This window comes from Enterococcus sp. DIV2385 (genome assembly GCF_051711925.1).
Taxonomy (GTDB): Bacteria; Bacillota; Bacilli; order Lactobacillales; family Enterococcaceae; genus Enterococcus; species Enterococcus faecalis.
In genome coordinates, this window is the sequence record NZ_JBIONV010000001.1 from 192,487 (window position 1) to 217,500 (window position 25,014).

Below are 25,014 nucleotides of genomic sequence, written 5' to 3' on the forward strand. Positions count from 1 at the left end.
TACTTAAGCTTTGACAGCTTTTGGTTCACGACCTAAAATAGCTTGAAGAACAGTCAATACACCTAAAGAAGCTAAAATTGTATAAATTAGACTTGAGTAAGTTAAGATACCGAAATCCCAAGTTTTGTAAACTAATAAAACAATTGCTAAGGCGATAATAGCGATAACGTTGAAGAACGCAAAAGCCCAAAGATTTCCGTTTTCTTTACGAGAAAGATAAAAAACAGAGAACCAAATGCTTAAAACGCCCCAAGCGATGCAGGCAATAATTGCAGCCCAATAAATAATAAATGCGACCATTGTTGTTTCACCTCACTTTTACTCATGCATATTTTACCACGAGTTGAGAAATTTGTCACAAACTCTTTCAAGATAAATCAATATATAGGTAAGAAGTTTTCAAAAAGTGGAAAAACTTTTGGTGCTAATGTTAAAATACGTTATAATATAGAAGATTAGGAGCTGAATCGATATGCAAGATATCACGCAAGCCGAGGCAATTCATTGGTTGGCAACCCAACAAAAAATCACATTTTTAACAGGTGCGGGTATCTCGACAGCCTCAGGTGTGCCAGATTATCGTTCCTTAAAAGGTGTCTATCAAGGAATCCAGCAACCGGAATACTTATTGAGCCGGACTTGCTTAAAAACAGAGCCAGAAAAGTTTTATCAATTCGTTAAAACGCTCTATCATCCAGACGCACAACCTAATATCATTCACCAGAAAATGGCCCAATTAGAGCAAATGAAACGGGGAAAAATTGTTTCACAAAATATTGATGGGCTTCATCGAAAAGCAGGTAGCCAAGAAGTGGTGGACTTTCATGGTAATTTATATGAATGTTATTGCCAAACTTGTGGTACAACGGTTCCTTGGCAAGACTATTTGCTTAGTGATCGGCACGCTGATTGTCGTGGACAAATCCGTCCAGCTATTACTTTGTATGAAGAAGGACTATCCGAAGAGGCAATTGAAAAAGCCATTCAGGCCGTTGTTTCTGCCGACTTAATCGTGATTGTCGGCACGAGTTTTCAAGTGCATCCATTTTGCGATTTGATTCATTATAAACAACCAACGGCAGCTATTTTAGCTATTAATCAAACGCCGCTATTTTTACAACAACCTTATTATTTTTTAGAAGCGAAAGCCGAAACGATATTTGCAGAATTAACGATAAAGGAGTAACGGAATGGAAGAATTTAAATCAGAAAAAGAAAAAATGATCGCAGGTGCACTATATTTTGCCTCAGATCCTGAATTAGTGGCTGATCGCAAAAAAGCCCGTGAACAAATGGCGTTAATTAACCAACAACCAGACACATATATTCGTCGTCAATTAATAGAAGAAACATTTGGAAAAGTGGGTGTCGGGACGTACATCGAACCGATGATTCAATTTGATTATGGCTACAACATTTCTGTGGGAAAAAATTTCTATGCCAATTTTAATAACGTTTTTTTAGATGTTTGTCCAATCGAAATTGGCGATAACTGTATGTTTGGACCCAATGTGCAACTTTATACAGCCGAGCATCCATTACAAGCAGCCAAGCGTAATAGCGGAATGGAATCAGGGAAACGAATTATCATTGGCAACAATGTTTGGATTGGCGGTGGAGCGATTGTCCTTCCTGGCGTAACATTAGGCGATAATGTAGTGGTGGCAGCAGGTGCTGTTGTGACTAAATCGTTCCCAGAAAACTGTGTGATCGCAGGTAATCCAGCACGGATAATTAAAGAATTGACTGAAGATGACGCCCCAACAACTTCTTTAGAACAACAACGAGCAAAGATTAACCAAATCGATAAGGAACTGGTCCGTTTATTAGAACAGCGGATGGACGTCGTCGCAGAGATTGCTGCAGTGAAAAAGAAAGCAGGTCATGCGGTTTTTGATTCTGAAAGAGAACAACAAGTATTAGAAACTATTCTGAATCATGTTGAAAATGCCGAGTATGAAGAAACATTATCTGAGACTTTCCAGGGAATTATGGACGCCTCTAAACGTTTCCAAGAAAAACATTTAGGAGAGTGAGGCGAAGGTCGTGGATGGAGAAATCAGAAGAAGAGAGATTGTTAAAAGATTAAGAGAGACCGAAAAGCCAATTAGTGCCACTCGTTTTGCAAAAGCTTTTGATGTCAGCAGACAAATTATTGTAGGAGATGTCGCTCTATTACGGGCGACAGGGGTCGAAATTGTCGCAACAGCTCGAGGGTATATGTTGGAACAACCTTTAGAAGGAATTGAACGGAAAATTGCTTGTCAACATACACCTGAACAAACGAGAGAAGAATTGTCAGTCATTGTTGCCAAAGGTGGAGAAGTGGTAGATGTGAGTATTGCACATCCGCTTTATGGGGAATTAATCGGCAGTTTGCGCATTCAATCAGAGAAAGATATTGATAAATTTATGGACAAGTATCAAAAAGAGCATGCTACATTACTATCAGTTTTAACAGGAGGCGTCCATCTGCATACTATTCGCTGTGCAGACGAAGAAACTTTCCAAGAAATCAAAGAGGCACTTCGAAAAAAAAGTATTTTGTTTGAAGGATAACGAGAAAAAGAGAGGACATTGATGTTTGTTCAAGCCCTTTCTTTTTTTTCTTAGAAAATTACCAAAAAAAGATAGAAGAATTTGTGAATTTTCTTCTATTTTTTTAACTTTTTGCTAGAAATTTTTTATGAAACAGTATACTATTAAAAAAGGAGCCATTTAAACAATAACTATGTCAATTATTATGTTGGTACATAAAAATAAATGGAGAAAAATAAAAAAGGAGAATGAGTATGAAAAAACAATTTGCCCTGTTCTCTACCTTATTACTTTTAGGTTCATCAATGCCAGTAGGTGCATTTGCAGAAGGTAATAACTTGGTAGCTGAAAATAGTTCTGTTGCAGAAACAACCGCAGAAGCAACAACTGCTGAAGCCACTGAAACGACAGCGACTAGTGAAACAACAGAAGCGACAGAAGAAACAACAACTGAAACAGAAAGTTCAACCGAATCAAGTGAATCTGCAACCACGGAGTCCACGGAAACGTCAGGAACCGAAACGACAGATTCCACAACGGATTCTACATCCACAAGTACGACAGAATCGACTACTGACTCCACCTCGACGAGTACAACAGAGTCAACCACAGATTCTACGTCAACAAGTACAACTGAATCAAGTACCACGCCAACGACCACACCAAGTTCTTCTAAAGAACAGCCAAAACCTGGCACGAGTACTTCTGAATCAAAACAGCCGGCGAAACCAGTGACACCAACAGCGCCAGCTGAAAAGCCAGTAGAACAACCAGCAGCGTCAACACAGCAGCCCGAAATAGTCCCACCAGTTACAAATGAAACGGTTGGGTTAGTGGAAGACGATGAGACGTTTACGGTCAGCAAAACGAAGAAGACAGAAGAGTTTATTCAAGAAATCGGTGAATCTGCTCGGAAAGTGGCCAAGGACAAAAACTTATATGCTAGTGTGATGATTGCTCAAGCAATTTTAGAAAGTGGCAGCGGCAATAGTAAATTAAGCCAGAAACCAAACTACAATTTGTTTGGTATTAAAGGCGATTACAAAGGTCAATCTGTTTCTTTTATTACCTATGAAGACAATGGTTTCGGTAACCTATACACAGTAGAAGCAAAATTCCGTCAATATCCAACGTATAAAGAATCAATGGAAGATTATGCGAAATTATTGAAAAATGGTTTAGATTCCAATAAAGATTTCTATCATGGTGTCTGGAAAACGGAAGCCAAATCATACAAAGAAGCGACACGTTTCCTAACAGGAAAATACGCAACGGACAAAGATTACCATAAGAAATTAAATGCGTTAATTAAAACATACGATTTAACTTATTATGATAAAGAAAAAGCAACCGTTGAACCAATGGAATCAAATTTCCCAGCCTATAATGGCAAAAACTATGACACCTTTAATAGTTATGCTTGGGGCAACTGTACACAATATGTCTACAACCGTATTACGCAATTAGGTAAACGTGTGGACTTAACAATGGGGAATGGTCAAGACTGGGGCGAAACAGGTCGTGCACGCGGGTACAAAGTAAGTCGTACACCAAAAGCAGGCGCAGCGGTTTCCTTCCCAGCTGGCGTTTTAGGCGCAGACAATACTTATGGTCATGTCGCATTTGTGGAAAAAGTCTTTAAAGATGGTAGCATCTTAATTTCTGAAATGAACGTGAAGGGATTAAACGTTGTTTCGACACGTACAATCTCAGCTGATGAAACACATTTAATGAACTATATCGTTCCAAAAGATAAATAAAAAAATCAGCTCTTTGTCAATAAGAACGGATGAGTTGGAAAAATCAAAGCTAGCACTGAAGAAGCAATTTTAATTCTTCAGTGCTAGCTTTTTTTATGGCAAAAGTTCTCTCCAATAAAGTTTAATACATTCAGTTATTGCCAGGAGGCTTCAGGTCGGGATGAGTTAGCAACAGTCGCTGAGAGCTATATTTTTTTTAGGTAGAATCATTTACTTTTAGGTGAAAGATGTCTTATAATTGTAAGCGGATACAAAATAAAAAAAGAGGTGGGTAAATGAGTAAAAAAGAAATAAATCAAGTAGTTGCCAGTAGCTATCAATTGTATATTAATGGAGAGTGGACAACAGGTAGTGGTAACAAAATGATTGCTAGTTACAATCCTAGTAATGGTGAAAAATTAGCAGAATTTGTAGATGCCACAAATGCAGATGTGGATCGAGCTGTAGAAGCAGCCCAAGAAGCGTTTCAGACATGGAAAGATGTTGACGTTGTAACAAGAAGCAATCTTTTGTTGAAAATTGCTGATTTGATTGAAGAAAATCAAGAACATTTGGCTATGGTGGAGACTTTAGATAATGGAAAACCGCTTCGGGAAACGCAATCGATTGATGTCCCTGCCAGTGCAGACCATTTTCGGTATTTTGCTAGTGTGATTCGTGGAGAAGAAGGATCTGTCAAAGAATTTGATAAGGATACGTTATCCATTGTTGTGAAAGAACCCATCGGTGTTGTGGGTCAAATTATTCCGTGGAATTTCCCCTTATTAATGGGCGCTTGGAAATTAGCGCCAGCGTTGGCAGCAGGTAATACGGTTGTGATTCATCCGTCCTCGAGCACATCATTAAGTCTGTTGGAATTGTTTAAGATTTTTGATCAAGTCTTGCCGAAAGGAGTAGTGAATTTAATCACCGGTCGTGGTTCTGATTCAGGAAATTATATGTTGGCACATCCAGGGTTTGATAAGCTAGCTTTTACAGGCTCAACAGAGGTGGGGTACACTGTCGCTAAAGCGGCGGCCGACCGCCTAATTCCAGCCACTTTAGAACTTGGCGGAAAATCAGCCAACATTATTTTTGAAGATGCCAATTGGGAACGTGCATTAGAAGGCGTGCAGTTAGGGATTTTATTCAATCAAGGGCAAGTTTGTTGTGCTGGGTCTCGTGTGTTCGTTCAGTCAGGTATTTATGATCAATTTGTAGAAGCTTTAAAGGAAAAGTTTGAACAAGTGAACGTTGGTTTCCCGTGGGAAAAAGATGTTGAAATGGGCGCTCAGATCAATGAGCATCAATTGGAAGAAATTTTAAAATATGTCGAAATTGGTGTGAAGGAAGGAGCTACGCTGATTACTGGTGGGCAACGTTTAACAGAAAATGGGCTAGACAAGGGGGCGTTTTTAGCACCTACGTTATTAGCGAACGGCACGAATACAATGTGCGTGGCCCAAGAAGAAATCTTTGGTCCTGTTGCAACAGTGATTAAATTTGAAACGGAAGAAGAAGTCATTCGTTTAGCTAATGATTCTGAATATGGTCTAGGTGGTGCCGTCTTTTCTCAAGATATCAATGTAGCATTACGGGTTGCTCGTGGTGTACGGACAGGTCGGATGTGGGTCAACACATACAATCAATTGCCTGCGGGCGCGCCATTTGGCGGTTATAAAAAATCAGGAATTGGTCGAGAAACGCATAAATCAATGCTAGATGCTTATACGCAAATGAAAAATATTTACATTGTGACAAAAGAAGAAGCAGATGGACTGTATTAAGTAGTGTAGTGAATTTTAGATAACAAACTTATTTTTGGTTATTGTTATTTTTCGAGCTAAACAAAACAATAATTTTTTTAAAAGTTGAGTGATGAGTAAAGTAAAACAGATTAAAAGTAAAGCCTGGTACAAAAATCACTTTGGATTTTTGTACCAGGCTTTAAAGCGGAGTAACAATAGTGGTCACTCTTGGTTGTTTTTAATTTTCGACTATTGTAGAAGGAGTTATTTTGCTTCTTCTGCTTCAAATTTAGCAAAAGCTGTTTCAATAACTTCTTTTAATGCAGAAGCAGAAGCTTCCATTTTTTCTTGTTCAGCATCTGTTAATGGAATTTCAATGACTTGTTTAACGCCTTGGCGGTTGATGATCGCTGGTGCACCGATATAAATATCGTTTTGACCATATTCACCTTCTAAATAAACAGATAATGGTAACACAGAGTTTTCATCGTTTAGGATAGCTTTAGTGATACGCGCTAGTGCAACCGCGATTCCATAGAAAGTAGCACCTTTTTTCTCGATGATTGTGTAAGCAGCGTCGCGTACGTTGAAGAATAAATTAACCATTGCTTCTTCATCGACGTCAGGATTATTTTTCACCCATTCGTAAATTTGTAAGCCAGCGACATTCGCATGTGACCAAACTGGGAATTCTGTATCTCCGTGTTCACCTAAGATGTAGGCATGGACATTTCGTGCATCAACGTCAACTAATTCGGCAATTGCTTGACGGAAACGAGCAGAATCTAGTGAAGTTCCTGAACCGATTACTCGTTCTTTCGGGAAGCCAGAGAATTTCCAAGTTGAATAAGTCAAAATGTCGACTGGGTTTGCGGCAACTAAGAAGATACCGTTGAAACCAGAATCAACAATTGTTGTAACGATTTCTTTATTAATTTTCAAGTTTTTATGAACTAAGTCTAAACGAGTTTCGCCTGGTTTTTGAGGCGCACCAGCTGTTAAGACAACTAAGTCTGCATCATGGCAATCGTCATAAGTAGCAGCATAGATTTTTTTAGGAGAAGTAAATGCTAATGCGTGAGATAAGTCCAACGCGTCTCCTTCAGTTTTTGGTACATTAATATCAATAATCCCAACTTCTTGAGCAATATTCTGAGTTACTAAAGCAAAGGCATAGCTAGAACCTACGGCACCGTCCCCGACTAAAATTACTTTTTGGTGATCTTTATTCCCTGCGGCTGCAGTCATGTGTACCATTCCTTCCTCTACATTCTTTTTCGTGAGCAACGAGTTTTTATTTCCTGTTGCTAAAGTGATAGTAACATGGTTTGTAAAAAATGTCACGAACTTTGATTGTAAAAATGATACAGTTTTCAGACCTGTTTCAAAATGGTAGCTCTTACATGTGCGTAATTTCACTATCTTACGCATATTTAAATTTCTAAAAAATTTTTTTACATCTTTCTTAATCTTCAAAGACTGCGAGTTTTTTTATTTCTATGGTATAATGAATAAAACTGGGTAGCGCATACGCTTCCCAGCCATTTTGTGTTGGCAAGCTTATAATCCAAGGAGAATGAAAGATGAAAGTAATCGTAGGACTGGGAAATCCCGGTAGTAAATACAAAGAAACAAAACACAACATTGGCTTTATTACGCTAGATGAAATTGCGTATCGGCAAAATGTTTCGTTTAATAATAGTAATTTTGAAGCAGATATTGCAGAGTTTTTTATAGGGACTGAGAAAGTATTGTTAGTGAAACCATTAACATTTATGAATGAATCAGGTCGCTCTGTTGGTCCGCTGTTGACCTACTTTGGGGCAGATGAGGAAGACTTGATTGTTATTTATGATGACTTAGACTTAGAGGTCGGTAAAATTCGTTTACGGCAAAAAGGTAGTGCTGGCGGCCACAATGGGATAAAAAGTCTGATTGCCCATTTAGGAACAAATGTCTTTCCTAGAATTAAAATTGGCATTGGTCGGCCCTCAAAAAATGATACAGTTATTCACCATGTACTAAGTACTTTTCCCAAAGAAACACACGAAGAAATGTTACTTGCTGTAAAAAAAGCAGCCGATGCCGCTTTATATGCATGCGAAGGACATACGTTTGTTGAAACAATGAATCAATTTAATGGAAAATAGCAGAAAGGAGGGCCCTTGTTTGAATATTATCGAACGAATTAGCCAAACAGAAATTGCTAAATCATGGCGCAGTCAACTAATGACAACAGGAACGCGCCAACTAATTACTGGGTTATCAGGCTCTGCTAAAACATTACTGATGGCAGGCGCTTTACAAAAGACGCATCAAAAAATTGTTATTGCGGTCCCAAACCTATACTATGCCAATCAATTAGTAGATGATTTTTTAAATATTTTACCTTCAGAACAAGTTCATCTATTTCCAGTAGATGAAGTGTTATCCGCCGAAATGGCCTTTTCTTCACCAGAAGCGCGCGCAGATCGAGTGAGTGCGTTAAATTTCCTGATGACAGCGAATGCAGGAATCGTGGTCGTACCAGTAGCTGGACTACGAAAATATTTGCCAACGAAAGAAACGTGGCAAAATGCGCAACTTCATTGGGAAATCGGGACGGAAGTAGAACCTGAAATCCTCGCGCAACGCTTAGTGTTAATGGGCTATGAACGCCAATCGATGGTCGGAAAGCCCGGCGAATTTAGTATTCGCGGAAGCATTGTTGATGTCTATCCGCTAAATGCCGAATACCCTGTTCGGGTGGAACTGTTTGATGTTGAAATTGACTCAATCCGTTATTTTGAAGCAGATACTCAACGCTCATTAGAAAATCTTGAAGAAGTAACGATTTCACCAATGACTGATTTAGTATTCTCAAAGGCAGATATGAATCATGGCATGACGAGGTTACAAGATGCTCTAGAAAAACGTTTAGCGACAGCTAAAGATCAAACGGAGACCGATTTTTTAGAAGAATATTTTGGTCAGTTGCTGTCTTCTTGGGAACAAGGGATTCCTACAGAAAATGCTCACTATTATACAGATTTTCTGTACCAACAAAAAACTACGCTGTTAGATTATTTACCAGAAAATAGTTTGCTTTTTGTGGATGATTATTCTCGTATGATGGAAACGGAGCGAGAAATCGCTAGAGAGGAAGCGGAATGGCAAACCCTGAAAATTGAAGAAATGCGCGTGTTTTCTGAACAAACTTTTGGCGTAGACTTTCATGATCAATTGCGAAAAACTGCACGAAATACGACCTTCTTTTCACTTTTTCAAAAAGGAATGGGGAATCTTCGTTTCCAAGAAGTCCATAATTTCCAATATCGTTCAATGCAACAATTCTTCGGTCAAATGCCGTTGCTAAAAGCGGAAGTGGACCGTTGGCAAAAGCAAAACCAAACGGTCGTTGTTTTTGTTCCTACGAAAGAACGGATTCAAAAAGTCGAAGAGCTATTTCAGGACTTTGACATACCTAGTGTAGTAAGCAATTGGGATCAGTTGTTAGATGGGCATGTCCAAATTGTCCAAGGGGCATTACAAACAGGGTTTGAATTACCTAAAAACAAGCTCGTGGCGATTACGGAAAAAGAAATTTTTCATACAACGACCAAAAAACGGGCACGTCGTCAAACAATCTCTAATGCGGAACGTTTGAAAAGTTATAGCGACTTAAAAACGGGCGATTATGTCGTTCATGCGAATCACGGGATTGGTAAATATATTGGTATGGAAACCTTAGAAGTTGATGGGGTTCATCAAGATTACATGACTATCTTGTACCAAAATGATGACAAGTTATTTATTCCAGTAACACAATTGAACTTGATTCAAAAGTTCGTTGCTTCCGAGTCTAAAACGCCGAAAATTAACAAGCTAGGCGGCAGTGAATGGACGAAAACCAAACGAAAAGTTGCTTCGAAAATTGAAGATATCGCGGATGATTTAATCTTACTTTATGCGACAAGAGAGTCGGAAAAAGGCTATGCTTTTCCGCCAGATGATGCGTATCAAAAAGAATTTGAAGAGGCTTTTCCGTATTCTGAAACAGATGATCAATTACGTAGTGCTGCCGAAATTAAACACGACATGGAAAAATCTCGACCAATGGATCGTTTGTTAGTTGGCGATGTAGGGTTTGGTAAAACAGAAGTGGCTTTACGAGCGGCTTTCAAAGCTGTTAGCAACAATAAACAGGTTGCCTTTTTAGTGCCAACGACTATTTTAGCGCAACAACATTACGAAACGATTCAAGAGCGGTTTGAGGGCTTTCCTGTAGAAATTGGTTTATTAAGTCGTTTCCGCACGAAAAAACAGCAAAATGAAACAATTGAAAAAATTAAACATGGCCAAGTAGATATTGTGATTGGTACCCATCGTTTATTGTCGCAAGATATTAATTTTAGTGATTTAGGCTTGTTGATTATTGATGAGGAACAACGGTTTGGAGTGAAACATAAAGAACGACTAAAACAATTGCGTTCACAAGTGGATGTCTTGACGTTAACAGCAACGCCAATCCCAAGGACCCTTCATATGTCGATGTTAGGTGTCCGTGATTTATCCGTCATCGAAACCCCACCAGAGAATCGTTATCCGATCCAAACGTATGTCATGGAAAATAATCCTGGGGCGATTCGGGAAGCGATTGAGCGAGAAATGGCCCGAGATGGTCAAGTCTTTTATTTATACAATCGAGTAGATACGATTGAACGAAAAGTTGAAGAGTTACAAGCACTAGTTCCAGATGCACGAATTGCGTATGCACATGGTCAAATGACAGAAGTACAACTGGAGAATACTTTGTTTGATTTTATTGAAGGACAATATGATATATTAGTCACTACAACGATTATTGAAACAGGAGTAGATATTCCTAATGCTAATACCTTGTTTGTAGAAAATGCGGACTACATGGGCTTATCTACGTTGTATCAATTACGTGGTCGTGTGGGGCGTAGCAATCGAGTGGCCTATGCTTATTTTATGTACGAACAGCAAAAAATCCTAAACGAAGTTAGCGAGAAACGTTTAGAAGCAATTAAAGACTTTACGGAATTAGGTTCTGGGTTCAAAATTGCGATGCGTGACCTTTCCATTCGAGGGGCCGGAAACCTTCTTGGTGCCCAACAACATGGCTTCATTGATTCGGTTGGGTTTGATATGTACTCACAGATGTTATCTGAGGCAGTTGCTCGTAAACAAGGAAAAAATATCCAAGACCAAAAAACGTCTGTTGAAATTGATTTGGGCATTGATGCTTATATTCCAGGAACGTACATTACAGACGAACGACAAAAAATTGAAATTTATAAACGGATTCGTCAATTAGAAAATATGGATATGTACGAAGAATTAGAAGCGGACTTGTTAGACCGCTTTGGAGAGTATCCTGACGAAGTGGCGCATTTATTAACCACTGGCCGTATCAAAATGGATGGCGACCGTGCCTTGTTAGAAAGTATTCGTAAACGCGACCAAAAAGTCAAGTTTGTGTTAAGTAAAATTGGCACAAAAACATACTCTGTGGAGCAGTTGTTTGAAGCGTTATCGGCAACCAGCTTAAAAGCGGATCTAGCAGTTGAGAAAGAACAAATGACTATTTCCTTGAAGTTGCCGAAAGATTGTAAAGAAGCTGTTTGGATTCAAGAAATTGCTACTTTTACAACCGCATTGCGACAAGAAAAATACAAACATTCGCAAGAAACGGATTCCCTTTAAAAGGAGGCCTAGAAGATGGCACAAAAAGAAATGCAACGAATGATGCAAGGTGCCGTTGTGTTAACCATTGCTTCCTTCATTGCAAAAGTGTTGAGTGCGTTTTATCGCGTTCCTTTTCAGAACTTTGTAGGGGATGAAGGATTTTACGTGTATCAGCAAGTTTATCCAATCTATGGGATTGCGATGACATTAGCATTGTCAGGCTTACCGCAATTTATTTCCAAAATTGTTGCTGAACAACCAGATATTCGGAGTCAAAAACAAGTGTTGCGCCAACTATATCCCTATGTGTTATGGTTAGCGATTGCTTGTTGGGCCTTCTTTTTCTTTGGTAGTCAAGAAATTGCTATTAGTATGGGGGATGCTGCACTCCAACCATTAATGGAAGTTGTTTCCTTTACCTTTTTACTCGTTCCAATTCTTTCCTTCTATCGTGGAAATTTTCAAGGTCATTTGTTGATGGTGCCTAGTGGTATTTCACAGGTGATGGAACAGTTTGTGCGTGTCGGGGTTATTCTAGTAGCTGCGTTGTCCTATCATTACTTTGGTGGCTCCATTTACCAAACGGGGACGGTGGCTATGAGTGGTGCGTTGGCTGGCGGTGTCTTAGCGGTACTTGTCTTATGGTACTACAATCGAAAAATTCTTAGTGGAAGTACGGAATACTTGCATCAATGGAAGATTATGCCTCAAACCACAGGACTATTTAAACGTTTAATGATTGAGGGTGGTTTGGTCTCTTTATATAGTGCTTTTCTGATTCTATTTCAATTAATTGATTCCTTTAAAGTAAAAAATGCTCTCATGCTTTTCGGGCTCTCTGATTTAGCTGCGAAAGTGGACAAAGGGGTCTATGATAGAGGACAACCACTAGTTCAATTAGGATTGGTAATTGCTTTAGCTTTAAGCTCGACCTTTTTACCAGGTTTGACAAAATATTTTATGAAAAAAGACCGTCAACAATTTTTACAAGTTGCAAAAATCTTTTTGCGCCTTACCACAACCTTGGCATCGGCGGCTTCGATTGGTCTAATGATGTTATTGCCGTACATGAACTTTACGCTTTTTAAAGATTATAAAGGCAACGATGTTTTAGGGGTGTATGTTTTATCCATCGCTTTTATGGCCATTATTCAGGCCTACCAAAGTATTGAACAAAGTCGCAATCGTTTTAAAGGTCCTTTAGTGGCAGCTGGTGTGGGCTTATTAGTGAAGTTACTGACAACGGGCTTTTTCACCATTCGTTGGGGAACATTAGGTGCTAGTTGGTCTACTATTCTTGGGTTACTAGCGACGCTATTCGTTTTAGTCCGACAATCGGATGCAGCGATTAATTGTTTTGTTCGAGAACGAAACTTTTTGAAAAAACTGTTGCTTAGTTTAGCAATCATGATGCTGTCATTACTAGTCTATCAAGGAATTATCTCCATCTTGTTCCAAGGTGTGCATCACCGAAGTCAAGCGTTTTTCGTTACAGTTTTAGGTGTTGCAGTGGGTGGTACAGTTTTTATTAGCACCATCATTAAGTTAGAATTATTTACGATACGTGAATGGTTAAGTTTACCGTATGGCGCAAAAATTTTACGGATGAGACAAAAAAAATAAAAGAGGTGAATGTGATGCGGTTAGATAAATTTTTAAAAGTTTCTCGCATTATTAAAAGAAGAACAGTTGCCAAAGAAGTCGCTGATAAAGGCCGGATTCAAATCAACGGAGTCTTAGCCAAATCTTCTAGTACTGTGAAGATTGGTGACCTTGTCAAAATTCAATTTGGGAACAGAATTTTAGAAGTAGAAGTCCTGCAACTGAATGACTCTACGAAAAAAGAAGATGCCACAAAAATGTATGAAATAAAATCAGAAACACGTGTCTCTGAAGAATAAACAGGTGAGGATGGAGCGCTTGGCAAGTTCATTGAAAAGATGAATATTCCAAGCGCTTCATCCTTTCAGCGTTTTAATGAAACAGACGCGCCGCTTTTGAAAAAAATTAATAAATCAACCGCTGTTATTTCAAAAGCAAAGAATATTTTAGAAAAAAGCTTGATTTTCTTTAACTTCTCTGAAATTAACATTAGACAAGGTTCTTAGATGTTGGTATAATAAAACGGACAATCCAAAGCGAGTGGAGCGAGACGATGGGAAAGAATGAAAAAAACTCGAAGAAAGTTGCGGCATTGGAAAATGACTACACGAAAGAACAGTATGTCGAATTCCAAAAACAACAGAAACAATTGATTTTTAGACGCAGACGCTTGGCAGCGATTTTTCTCGTGGCCTTCATTATTTTTGCCTTTTCTGGCATCCAATTGATGAAAGATTATCATCGCTTAGGTGCTTTCAAACAAGAACGAGCAGATGCAATTGCTGAATCCGTAGCAGTTGATAAGAAGGTCAAGGATCTAAAAAAAGACGTTGCTTTGTTAAAAGATGATGATTATGTGGCAAAATTAGCACGTAGCCGTTTCCTTCTCTCAAAAGAAGGCGAACAGATTTATCCCACACCAGAACAAATGAAAAAAACACAGACTTCTGGAGCGGAAGAAAGCAAGAGCAGTTCAGAAAAAAATAGTCAATCACAGTCTTCAACTGAAACAACTAAGTCTTCAGCTGAATAAACTGCAATTATAATTAGGGAAAAAATAGGAGGAACAATTTTTTTATGTCAATCGAAGTAGGAGCTAAATTGCCAGGAAAAGTGTCAGGGATTACTAACTTTGGTGCATTTATTGATTTAGGAGAAGGAAAAACTGGGTTAGTACACATCAGTGAAGTGTCTAATGGATTCGTTAAAGATATTCATGATGTATTAACAGTAGGTGACGAAGTAACAGTGAAAGTAACCTCAGTTGGTGACGACGGCAAAATTGGCTTATCGATCCGTAAAGCACAAGAGCCAGCAGAAGGGCAACAACCAAAACGTGAATTTCAACGTCGTGAAAACAATTATGAGAATCGTGACCGTAATCCACGCGCAGGGGGCAAAAAGCCTTTCAATAAACCACAAGCAAATAACAATAACAATAAACAAGATTTTGACTCATTGATGAGCTCTTTCTTGAAAGATAGTGATGACCGTTTATCTTCATTAAAACGTAATACTGAAGGCAAACGTGGCGGACGTGGCGGACGTCGCGGCTAAGCACAAACAAATAGGGGGACTGGGGATAACGAATGGGTTATTTCTCGGTTCCTCTTTTATTCTAAGGAAGAAAGAAGGGCGAACAATGTTTTGGCAGTTTTATAAACGAGGAAAAGAACAAGGATTTTGGCAACCGCATCAAACAATCGTGGTCGCCGTTTCTGGTGGTGTAGACTCCATGGCCCTTTTGATGTTAATGGAACAGGTGGCAGAAAAAGAACAATTACAATTGGTTGTTGCACACGTCAATCATCAATTGCGAGAAGCGTCGGCACAGGAAGCGCAATATCTCGCTACCTATTGTCAGCAGCGAGAGCTAACGTATTATGAAACACGTTGGGAAGACCCTGAAAAGCAACGAAATTTAGAAGCAAAAGCGCGCACATTTCGTTATGAATTTTTTAAAGAAGTCATGGAAATTGAAGGTGCAGCGGTCTTAATGACGGCACATCATCTAGACGATCAAGCGGAAACGATTTTAATGAAGCTGATTCGAGGAACTAATTTTTCCCATTCCGCGGGCATTAAAGAGAGACGTCCTTTTGCGACAGGGGAATTGATTCGTCCGTTACTTATTTATCCAAAAGAAGAATTGTATCAATTTGCACAGCGCCAAGCATTCGTTTATTTTGAGGACGAAACGAACCAAACCAATGAATATTTAAGAAATCGGCTCCGAAATCAGGTTTTGCCGCTATTGAAGCAGGAAAATCCGCAATTCTTAGATCAGATTGCTTCTTTTAGTAATGAACAACGTTTTGCCCAAGAATTTATTCAAGAACAAATTGAGCCTCAATTATCTGAAGCCGTAGAGCCGACCAAACAAGGCTGGCGCATTCCTTTGAAGAGATTATTAAAAGAAACGCCTGCGTACCAGCACTTCTTTTTAACCGCGTTTTTCCAAAAAACATTAGTGCCATTAGGGGTTTCGTTAAACCAACGCCAGATGACACAAATTTTAAAAGTTTTGAATGATGAACGCCAACCGCAAGGCTCGGTTATGTTAGAACAGCAATGGCAGCTAGCTAAAAGTTACGATTGGCTGTGCTTAGAACAAAAACAGGTTGCACTGCGAGAAGAAGTTACACATTTATTAGTACCTGGCGCGGGGATTTATTTATCGGAAACCGAGTGGCTAGGATTAATTGCGACAGACAAACCGTTTCCTCTTCCTGAAGAGATTAATCAATGGACGGGTCAGTTGTTAGCAATCCCGTTGACAACAGCCACACCTTTGACCGTTCGTCATCGCCAAAGTGGTGATCGGATTACATTAAAACCAGGGTTTACGAAAAAATTAAGCAGAGTTTTTATTGATCAAAAAGTGCCAAATGAAGCGAGAGAGAGTGCTTGGGTCATTACGGATGAGCAAGAGGAAATCATTTGGGTACCAAAATTTGCAAATTCCTATTTGAGTATTCCTTTAGAAACTGATAAAATACACTACAGACTCCTTTTTAAGACAAAGGAGTAATGCTGAAAGGAGCGCACTATGATAGAAAAAGATATTGAGAAAGTCCTAATCTCCAAAGAAGAAATTCTTGCGAAGTCTGCAGAGCTTGGCAAGCAACTGACAGAAGAATATCAAGGGAAAAATCCTTTAGTGGTCGGTATTTTAAAAGGTGCAGTACCATTTATGGCTGATTTGACTCGTGAAATCAATACTTATTTAGAATTGGACTTTATGGATGTATCTAGCTACGGCAACGCGACAGTTTCTTCAGGCGAAGTAAAAATTGTCAAAGACTTAGACACAAATGTCGAAGGTAGACATATTTTAATCGTAGAAGATATCATCGATAGTGGTCGTACATTAGCGTATTTAGTAGATTTGTTTAGATACCGTAAAGCTGCATCTGTGAAAATTGTTACCTTATTAGATAAACCAGAAGGCCGTGTAGTAGACATTAAAGCTGACTACGTAGGGTTTGATGTGCCCAATGAGTTTGTGGTCGGTTACGGATTAGACTATGCAGAAACGTACCGCAACTTGCCTTATATTGGCGTTTTAAAACCTGAAGTTTACGAATCAAATTAATATCTATCAAGGAATTAATTGTGTTACAATGTAAAGGTCAGGATTGATAAAAGAATAACATGAATTGTAATGATGAGCATAAGGAGGACAGGCATGAACAAAAAGAATAATGGCATGAAAAATGGTTTATACTACGTCTTAGTAGTACTTGCCATGGTCATGGTTGTCTATTTCATTTTTGGAAATAACAACCAACAATCGCCAGACATCGATTACTCAACCTTCCAACAACAATTGGAAGACGGAAAAGTCAAAGACATGACCATTCAACCAACCAATGGGGTTTACCGGATTGAAGGGCAGTATAAAGAAAAACAAGAAGTGAAAGACACAGGTGGTCTGTCATTGTGGGGCTCAACGCAAGCATCGTCAAAAGGCTTCACAACAACCGTTTTACCTAGTGATACAACCTTAGCTGGCATTCAAGATGCGGCACAAAATAACAAGGTGAAGCTAGTTGTCAAAGAACAATCAACAAGTGGTGCTTGGTTGTCACTGTTGTTTAGTTTCTTACCATTAGTGATTATTTTCTTCTTCTTCTACATGATGATGAGCCAACAAGGCGGTGGCGGTGGCGGTGGTGGCCGTGTGATGAACTTCGGTAAATCAAAAGCCAAAGAAGCCGATAAAAAAGCTAACCGTGTCCGCTTCTCAGATGTAGCTGGTGCGGAAGAAGAAAAACAAGAATTAGTTGAAGTAGTGGAATTCTTAAAAGATCCACGTCGTTTCGCTGAATTAGGCGCACGGATTCCTGCGGGCGTACTATTAGAAGGACCTCCAGGGACTGGTAAAACGTTACTTGCTAAAGCCGTAGCAGGTGAAGCAGGTGTGCCATTTTACTCAATCTCAGGTTCAGATTTCGTTGAAATGTTTGTCGGGGTCGGTGCTAGCCGTGTCCGGGATTTATTTGAAACAGCGAAGAAAAACGCGCCTGCGATTATCTTTATCGATGAAATCGATGCAGTTGGTCGTCAACGTGGTGCTGGTATGGGTGGCGGACACGACGAACGTGAACAAACCCTTAACCAATTATTAGTTGAGATGGATGGTTTTGATGGCAATGAAGGAGTTATCGTAATTGCTGCAACGAACCGTTCAGACGTGTTAGACCCAGCGTTGTTACGTCCAGGTCGTTTTGACCGCCAAATCTTGGTAGGACGTCCAGATGTCAAAGGTCGTGAAGCGATTTTACGTGTTCATGCGAAAAACAAACCGTTAGCTGATGACGTTGATTTGAAAGTTGTTGCACAACAAACACCAGGTTTCGCTGGTGCTGATTTAGAAAACGTCTTAAACGAAGCAGCCTTAGTTGCCGCTCGTCGTAACAAGAAAAAAATTGATGCTTCTGATGTGGATGAAGCCGAAGACCGCGTAATTGCTGGTCCAGCTAAAAAAGATCGCGTGATTAATAAAAAAGAACGCGAAATGGTGGCTTACCATGAAGCGGGACACACAATTGTTGGTTTAGTCTTAAGCCGTGCTCGTGTTGTCCACAAAGTAACGATTATCCCTCGTGGTCGCGCAGGCGGTTATATGATTGCTTTGCCAAAAGAAGATCAATTCTTAATGACTAAAGAAGATATGTTTGAACAAATCGTTGGCTTACTTGGTGGACGTACAGCAGAAGAAATTATCTTTGGTGTTCAATCAACAGGGGCTTCAAATGACTTTGAACAAGCAACAGGGATTGCTCGTAGCATGGTAACGGAATATGGAATGAGCGACAAATTAGGACCTGTTCAATATGAAGGAAACCATCAAGTCTTTGTCGGTCGTGATTATGGTCAAACAAAAGCTTACTCAGAACAAGTGGCGTTTGAAATCGATCAGGAAGTTCGTCGTATCTTAATGGATGCTCATACAAAAGCGCATGAAATTATCGAAGCGCACCGTGAACAACATAAACTAATCGCTGAAAAACTATTAGAATATGAAACATTAGATGCAAAAGCAATCAAATCATTATTTGAAACAGGTAAAATGCCTGAAGGTGCTGACAGCGACTATCCTAGTGAAAAAGAAGCGCAAACATTCGAAGAAGCAAAACGTGCTTTAGAAGAAAAAGAAGCGCAAAAACAAGTTGAAGAAAAGCAAGACTTTGAAGAAGCGAAAAAAGAATTACATGATGAAGCAGAAGAAGTCAAAGTAGAAAGCGAACAAACAGAAAAAGAAGTCCAATCTGAAGAGAAAAAAGATTCAGATTCCAATTCTGAATATAATCGCAATAACTACGAAGATCGTTATAAATAACCAATTAGTAGAAGGTGCAGTATTTGTCGAGATGACGAATACTGCACCTTCTATAATATTAAGATATTCTATAGAAGGAAGATTATTTGGTTGAAAAAACACCTGATTCCTAGTATTATCTGACTAATGGACAAAAAAGCACCAAGAGAAGAGGAAAAAGAATGGAAGATTATTTAGTAAAAGCCCTTTGTTATAAAGGTTCAATACGAGCATATGCCATCAGTGCCACTGAAACTGTTAGCGAAGCGCAAAGAAGACATGATACATGGAGTTCTTCTACTGCAGCGTTAGGGCGCACATTGATTGGAGCCCTTTTACTAGGAGCGACTTTAAAAGGTGACGATAAATTAACTGTAAAAGTACAAGGAAATGGCCCAGCTGGCGCTATTATTGTTGATAGTAATGGCCGTGGAGAAACAAAAGGCTACATTAAAAATCCACATGTCAGCTTAAAGTTGAATGCAACAGGTAAAATTGATGTACGTGGCGCTGTCGGTAACGAAGGAATTTTCACAGTCATTAAAGATTTAGGATTAAAAGAAACCTTTTCTGGACAAACACCTATTGTTTCTGGTGAAATCGGTGAAGACTTTACATATTTTATGGCGGTCTCTGAACAAGTTCCCTCAGCTATCGGTTTAGGTGTATTGGTTGACACGGATGAATCGGTGAAAGCAGCCGGTGGTTTTATGATTCAAGTAATGCCAGGTGCCGATGAAAGTACCATTGATTTTATTGAACAGCGTCTAGCGGAAGTGCCACCAATTTCACAATTACTAGAAAATGGAGAAACACCTGAACAAGTCTTGTATCGCTTATTGGGAGAAGACGAAGTAGAAATTTTAGAAAAAATGCCTGTACAATTTAAATGTGACTGTTCCAAAGAAAAATTTGCGACCGCTTTGATTGCCGTTGGGATCGATGAATTAAATGCGATGATTGATGAAGATCATGGAGCAGAAGCAGTTTGTCAATTCTGTAACAATAAATATCACTATAGTGAAGAAGAATTAATTGAACTTCGCGATGAAGCGATTCGCAATACGAAACAAAAGTAGGAGGAAAGACTATGTGGAAAATTGGAGACGTTGAAATCCCCAACCGTGTTGTCGTAGCTCCGATGGCGGGTATTAGCAACGCCGCTTTTCGTGTGACTGTAAAAGAATTTGGCGCAGGATTAGTCGTTTGTGAAATGATTAGTGATAAAGGAATTAAATTAAGAAACAAAAAAACCTTAGAAATGCTATATATTGATGAGCGGGAATATCCTTTAAGTGTACAAATTTTTGGTGGAGATAAAGAAACATTAGTGGAAGCTGCTAAGTTTGTTGAAGAAAATACGCAAGCGGCGATTATTGATATTAACATGGGTTGTCCTGTCAATAAAATAATTAAAGCTGAAGCTGGTGCGAAATGGTTGCTGGATCCGAATAAAGTGCATGAGATGGTTCACGCAGTCTCTTCGGCAGTTTCTTTGCCTGTCACTGTAAAAATGCGAACAGGCTGGGATGAAGATCATCTATATGCTGTAGACAACGCTTTGGCTGCCGAACAAGCAGGGGCTTCGGCAATTGCTATGCATGGTCGGACGCGTGTCCAAATGTACGAAGGGACAGCCAACTGGGACGTTTTAAAGGAAGTGAAAAAGCATTTAAGCATTCCTTTTATGGGAAATGGCGATGTCAAAACGCCTGAAGATGCTAAACGCATGTTAGAATATGTTGGAGCGGATGGTGTGATGATTGGTCGAGCTGCTTTGGGCAATCCTTGGATGATTCAACGGACGAAAGAATACTTGGAAACGGGCGAATTGATGCCTGAGCCTTCACCAGCTGAAAAAATCAATATTGCAAAAGTTCATTTACAACGATTAGTGGATTTAAAAGGTGAAAAAATTGCGGTCCGTGAGTTTCGCCAACATGCTTCTTACTATCTAAAAGGAATCTCGCGAGCGGCCAAAGTAAAAGTTGCGATTAACCAAGTTGAAACACAACAAGCAGTTGTCGATTTACTTGATGCCTTTGTAGAGAAGATTTCCAAAGTTGCTGTAACTACTATAGAAGAATAAAAAATTCAAGCCGAAAGTAAAATTCGGCTTGCTTTTTTTCGAATTACTGTGGCATTATTAGGATAGGTTAAAATCAAGAATGGAGGAACAACAGTGGCAGAAGAACAACAAGCGCATTTAGAGGATTTAAATGATCAAATGCTCGTGCGCCGCGAAAAAATGGAAGCTTTACGTGAAGAAGGGATTGATCCTTTCGGTAAACGTTTCGATCGTACTCATAATTCAGCAGAACTTCATGAACAATATGATAATCATACAAAAGAAGAACTTAGTGAAATGAATACAGAAGTCAGCGTTGCTGGACGTATGATGACAAAACGTGGTAAAGGAAAAGCTGGTTTCGCCCATTTGCAAGACCGTGAAGGCCAAATTCAAATTTATGTTCGGAAGGACCAAGTTGGAGACGAAGCCTATGAACTATTTAAACATGCTGACTTAGGCGACTTCTTTGGTGTGACAGGTCAAGTAATGAAAACCAACACGGGGGAAGTTACTGTTAAAGCTCAAACAATTACGTTATTAACTAAAGCTTTGCGTCCATTGCCAGATAAATACCATGGATTAACGAATGTGGAACAACGCTATCGTCAACGCTATTTGGATTTAATCAGTAACAAAGAAAGCTTTGATCGTTTCATGAAACGCAGTCAAATTATTAGCGAAATCCGTCGTTATCTAGATGGCAATGGCTATGTCGAAGTAGAAACCCCTGTCTTGCATAACGAAGCAGGAGGAGCTGCTGCTCGTCCATTTATCACACACCATAATGCATTAGATATGGACTTATACTTACGCATTGCCCTAGAGTTACATTTAAAACGTTTAATTGTCGGTGGCATGGAAAAAGTATATGAAATTGGTCGTGTCTTCCGTAATGAAGGAATCGATACCACTCATAACCCAGAATTTACAATGCTAGAAGCTTACACCGCTTATACTGATTATCAAGATGTGATGGATTTAACAGAGGGAATTATCCGTAATGCTGCGGAAAAAGTCTTAGGAACTACTGATATCACGTACGATGGTCAAGCGGTTGATTTAGGCAGTCCTTTCAAACGTCTACACATGGTAGATGCGGTCAAAGAACAAACGGGCGTAGATTTTTGGCAAGAGATGACGATAGAAGAAGCCCGTGCGTTGGCTAAAGAACATAATGTTGAAATTACAGATGCCATGACAGTCGGTCATATCATTAATGAATTTTTCGAAACATTTGTAGAAGATACATTGCAACAACCAACATTTATTTATGGTCACCCAGTCGCTGTTTCACCATTAGCGAAGAAAAATCCAGAAGATGGTCGTTTCACTGACCGCTTTGAACTATTTATTATCGGAAAAGAGTTTGCTAATGCATTTACAGAATTAAATGATCCAATTGACCAACGTGAACGTTTTGAAGAACAAGAAAAAGAACGGGAACAAGGAAATGATGAAGCACACGGAGTAGATGAAGATTTCATCGAAGCCTTAGAATATGGCTTGCCACCAACCGGAGGATTAGGTATTGGGATTGATCGACTAGTTATGTTATTAACTGATGCTCAATCAATTCGTGATGTATTATTATTCCCAACAATGAGATAAAAAAAGATGCCTTAAGGGCATCTTTTTTTTGTCTTCGTAAAAAATTAAATAAAAAAGAGTAGAAAAACAATTGAAACCAATTCTTTTTTTCTAAAAAAATCGAAGATGAGTAGTAAAAAGAATGGGTAATCTGATAAAAAAAACGAACTTTATCTAATCGAATAAGAAAGAACAATCGGTATTGAAAAAAAGTTTAAAAAAAGTGAAAATAATGATTGACCAATGCTTGAAATCTTGGTATATTATTACATGTCGCAAGGCGAGTCACACAGCTGAGCGATTCAGAAATCAATAATTAAATAACAATTCTTGATTTCAAATCTCTCGAAAAAAGTTTGAAAAAACAACAAAAAAGTTGTTGACAAATAACAAACGAGATGATAAGATATAGAAGTTGTCACAACAGACAACAACAACCGAGCAAAACAACTTAAAAAAACTTTTTCAAAAAAAAGTTCTTGACATTCAAACGAAAGTTTGTTATGATATAAAAGTTGCTGCGAGGTAACGTAGACCTTTGAAAACTGAACAAAGAATAGACGAACCAAATGTGTAGGGCGTCTTGATTCAATTCAAGACAACAAACATTTTTAACAAGCAAGCAATATGCTAGCAAACAAATTGAGCTTAACAATCGCAAGATTGTTCTAACTTTTATTATGAGAGTTTGATCCTGGCTCAGGACGAACGCTGGCGGCGTGCCTAATACATGCAAGTCGAACGCTTCTTTCCTCCCGAGTGCTTGCACTCAATTGGAAAGAGGAGTGGCGGACGGGTGAGTAACACGTGGGTAACCTACCCATCAGAGGGGGATAACACTTGGAAACAGGTGCTAATACCGCATAACAGTTTATGCCGCATGGCATAAGAGTGAAAGGCGCTTTCGGGTGTCGCTGATGGATGGACCCGCGGTGCATTAGCTAGTTGGTGAGGTAACGGCTCACCAAGGCCACGATGCATAGCCGACCTGAGAGGGTGATCGGCCACACTGGGACTGAGACACGGCCCAGACTCCTACGGGAGGCAGCAGTAGGGAATCTTCGGCAATGGACGAAAGTCTGACCGAGCAACGCCGCGTGAGTGAAGAAGGTTTTCGGATCGTAAAACTCTGTTGTTAGAGAAGAACAAGGACGTTAGTAACTGAACGTCCCCTGACGGTATCTAACCAGAAAGCCACGGCTAACTACGTGCCAGCAGCCGCGGTAATACGTAGGTGGCAAGCGTTGTCCGGATTTATTGGGCGTAAAGCGAGCGCAGGCGGTTTCTTAAGTCTGATGTGAAAGCCCCCGGCTCAACCGGGGAGGGTCATTGGAAACTGGGAGACTTGAGTGCAGAAGAGGAGAGTGGAATTCCATGTGTAGCGGTGAAATGCGTAGATATATGGAGGAACACCAGTGGCGAAGGCGGCTCTCTGGTCTGTAACTGACGCTGAGGCTCGAAAGCGTGGGGAGCAAACAGGATTAGATACCCTGGTAGTCCACGCCGTAAACGATGAGTGCTAAGTGTTGGAGGGTTTCCGCCCTTCAGTGCTGCAGCAAACGCATTAAGCACTCCGCCTGGGGAGTACGACCGCAAGGTTGAAACTCAAAGGAATTGACGGGGGCCCGCACAAGCGGTGGAGCATGTGGTTTAATTCGAAGCAACGCGAAGAACCTTACCAGGTCTTGACATCCTTTGACCACTCTAGAGATAGAGCTTTCCCTTCGGGGACAAAGTGACAGGTGGTGCATGGTTGTCGTCAGCTCGTGTCGTGAGATGTTGGGTTAAGTCCCGCAACGAGCGCAACCCTTATTGTTAGTTGCCATCATTCAGTTGGGCACTCTAGCGAGACTGCCGGTGACAAACCGGAGGAAGGTGGGGATGACGTCAAATCATCATGCCCCTTATGACCTGGGCTACACACGTGCTACAATGGGAAGTACAACGAGTCGCTAGATCGCGAGGTCATGCAAATCTCTTAAAGCTTCTCTCAGTTCGGATTGCAGGCTGCAACTCGCCTGCATGAAGCCGGAATCGCTAGTAATCGCGGATCAGCACGCCGCGGTGAATACGTTCCCGGGCCTTGTACACACCGCCCGTCACACCACGAGAGTTTGTAACACCCGAAGTCGGTGAGGTAACCTTTTTGGAGCCAGCCGCCTAAGGTGGGATAGATGATTGGGGTGAAGTCGTAACAAGGTAGCCGTATCGGAA

At 39.9% G+C, this 25,014-nt stretch carries 19 protein-coding genes and 1 rRNA gene (1 of these 20 only partly in view); 18 read left to right on the forward strand and 2 right to left on the reverse strand.

Annotated elements, in window-relative coordinates:
- Positions 1-3: 3 nt before the first annotated feature.
- Complete coding sequence (locus IGM04_RS00950) at positions 4-300, reverse strand: hypothetical protein (protein ID WP_002356244.1); 297 nt, start codon at positions 298-300, stop codon at positions 4-6.
- Positions 301-472: 172 nt separating this feature from the next.
- Here IGM04_RS00950 and IGM04_RS00955 point away from each other — a divergent pair, with 172 nt between their 5' ends.
- The 5 genes from IGM04_RS00955 to IGM04_RS00975 all read left to right on the forward strand — a co-directional run bounded on the left by IGM04_RS00955 (position 473) and on the right by IGM04_RS00975 (position 6,064).
- The gene (locus tag IGM04_RS00955) at positions 473-1,186 is read left to right on the forward strand and encodes an NAD-dependent protein deacylase (protein WP_086317586.1); all 714 of its coding nucleotides are present in this window, start codon (positions 473-475) and stop codon (positions 1,184-1,186) included.
- Positions 1,187-1,190: 4 nt separating this feature from the next.
- The gene (locus IGM04_RS00960) at positions 1,191-2,036 is read left to right on the forward strand and encodes a chorismate mutase (RefSeq protein WP_002363448.1); all 846 of its coding nucleotides are present in this window, start codon (positions 1,191-1,193) and stop codon (positions 2,034-2,036) included.
- Between the two features lie 10 nt (positions 2,037-2,046).
- Positions 2,047-2,559, forward strand: coding sequence for a transcription repressor NadR (locus tag IGM04_RS00965; RefSeq protein ID WP_002356248.1), 513 nt, complete (start codon positions 2,047-2,049; stop codon positions 2,557-2,559).
- Positions 2,560-2,786: 227 nt separating this feature from the next.
- Positions 2,787-4,298, forward strand: a complete 1,512-nt coding sequence (locus tag IGM04_RS00970) for a glucosaminidase domain-containing protein (protein WP_086317587.1) — start codon at positions 2,787-2,789, stop codon at positions 4,296-4,298.
- Positions 4,299-4,573: 275 nt separating this feature from the next.
- Positions 4,574-6,064 (forward strand): aldehyde dehydrogenase family protein, encoded by a 1,491-nt coding sequence (locus IGM04_RS00975; protein ID WP_002361555.1) that lies wholly within the window; start codon positions 4,574-4,576, stop codon positions 6,062-6,064.
- A gap of 225 nt (positions 6,065-6,289) precedes the next feature.
- Here IGM04_RS00975 and IGM04_RS00980 read toward each other — a convergent pair whose 3' ends face one another.
- Positions 6,290-7,273 carry an L-lactate dehydrogenase gene (locus IGM04_RS00980; RefSeq protein WP_002356251.1) on the reverse strand — a complete coding sequence of 328 codons (984 nt, stop codon included), beginning with the start codon at positions 7,271-7,273 and terminating at the stop codon, positions 6,290-6,292.
- Positions 7,274-7,608: 335 nt separating this feature from the next.
- Here IGM04_RS00980 and pth point away from each other — a divergent pair, with 335 nt between their 5' ends.
- The 13 genes from pth to IGM04_RS01045 form a co-directional block, all read left to right on the forward strand.
- Positions 7,609-8,175 (forward strand): aminoacyl-tRNA hydrolase, encoded by a 567-nt coding sequence (pth, locus tag IGM04_RS00985; RefSeq protein WP_002368547.1) that lies wholly within the window; start codon positions 7,609-7,611, stop codon positions 8,173-8,175.
- Between the two features lie 19 nt (positions 8,176-8,194).
- Positions 8,195-11,734 (forward strand): transcription-repair coupling factor, encoded by a 3,540-nt coding sequence (mfd, locus tag IGM04_RS00990; protein WP_002388750.1) that lies wholly within the window; start codon positions 8,195-8,197, stop codon positions 11,732-11,734.
- 15 nt (positions 11,735-11,749) lie between these two features.
- Complete coding sequence (locus IGM04_RS00995) at positions 11,750-13,339, forward strand: putative polysaccharide biosynthesis protein (protein WP_002364515.1); 1,590 nt, start codon at positions 11,750-11,752, stop codon at positions 13,337-13,339.
- Positions 13,340-13,353: 14 nt separating this feature from the next.
- Complete coding sequence (locus IGM04_RS01000) at positions 13,354-13,617, forward strand: RNA-binding S4 domain-containing protein (protein WP_002356255.1); 264 nt, start codon at positions 13,354-13,356, stop codon at positions 13,615-13,617.
- Positions 13,618-13,871: 254 nt separating this feature from the next.
- A complete protein-coding gene (locus IGM04_RS01005; protein WP_002356257.1) occupies positions 13,872-14,351 on the forward strand; it encodes an FtsB family cell division protein in 480 nt (159 codons plus the stop codon).
- A 44-nt stretch (positions 14,352-14,395) separates the two neighbouring features.
- Positions 14,396-14,875: a S1 domain-containing RNA-binding protein gene (locus IGM04_RS01010; protein ID WP_002356258.1), complete on the forward strand. Its 480-nt coding sequence runs from the start codon at positions 14,396-14,398 to the stop codon at positions 14,873-14,875.
- A gap of 85 nt (positions 14,876-14,960) precedes the next feature.
- Entirely contained in the window at positions 14,961-16,349 is a 1,389-nt protein-coding gene (tilS, locus tag IGM04_RS01015) for a tRNA lysidine(34) synthetase TilS (protein ID WP_086317588.1), read from the forward strand.
- Positions 16,350-16,367: 18 nt separating this feature from the next.
- Positions 16,368-16,913: a hypoxanthine phosphoribosyltransferase gene (gene hpt, locus IGM04_RS01020; RefSeq protein ID WP_002356260.1), complete on the forward strand. Its 546-nt coding sequence runs from the start codon at positions 16,368-16,370 to the stop codon at positions 16,911-16,913.
- Positions 16,914-17,006: 93 nt separating this feature from the next.
- On the forward strand, positions 17,007-19,163 hold the full coding sequence (gene ftsH / locus IGM04_RS01025; RefSeq protein WP_086317589.1) for an ATP-dependent zinc metalloprotease FtsH: 2,157 nt from the start codon (positions 17,007-17,009) through the stop codon (positions 19,161-19,163).
- 161 nt (positions 19,164-19,324) lie between these two features.
- The gene (gene hslO, locus IGM04_RS01030; RefSeq protein WP_002359370.1) at positions 19,325-20,221 is read left to right on the forward strand and encodes an Hsp33 family molecular chaperone HslO; all 897 of its coding nucleotides are present in this window, start codon (positions 19,325-19,327) and stop codon (positions 20,219-20,221) included.
- A gap of 11 nt (positions 20,222-20,232) precedes the next feature.
- Positions 20,233-21,231, forward strand: coding sequence for a tRNA dihydrouridine synthase DusB (gene dusB, locus IGM04_RS01035; RefSeq protein ID WP_002396119.1), 999 nt, complete (start codon positions 20,233-20,235; stop codon positions 21,229-21,231).
- Positions 21,232-21,324: 93 nt separating this feature from the next.
- A complete protein-coding gene (lysS, locus tag IGM04_RS01040) occupies positions 21,325-22,821 on the forward strand; it encodes a lysine--tRNA ligase (RefSeq protein WP_002359372.1) in 1,497 nt (498 codons plus the stop codon).
- A 655-nt stretch (positions 22,822-23,476) separates the two neighbouring features.
- A 16S ribosomal RNA gene (locus tag IGM04_RS01045) occupies positions 23,477-25,014 on the forward strand; it runs 23 nt beyond the window's last position.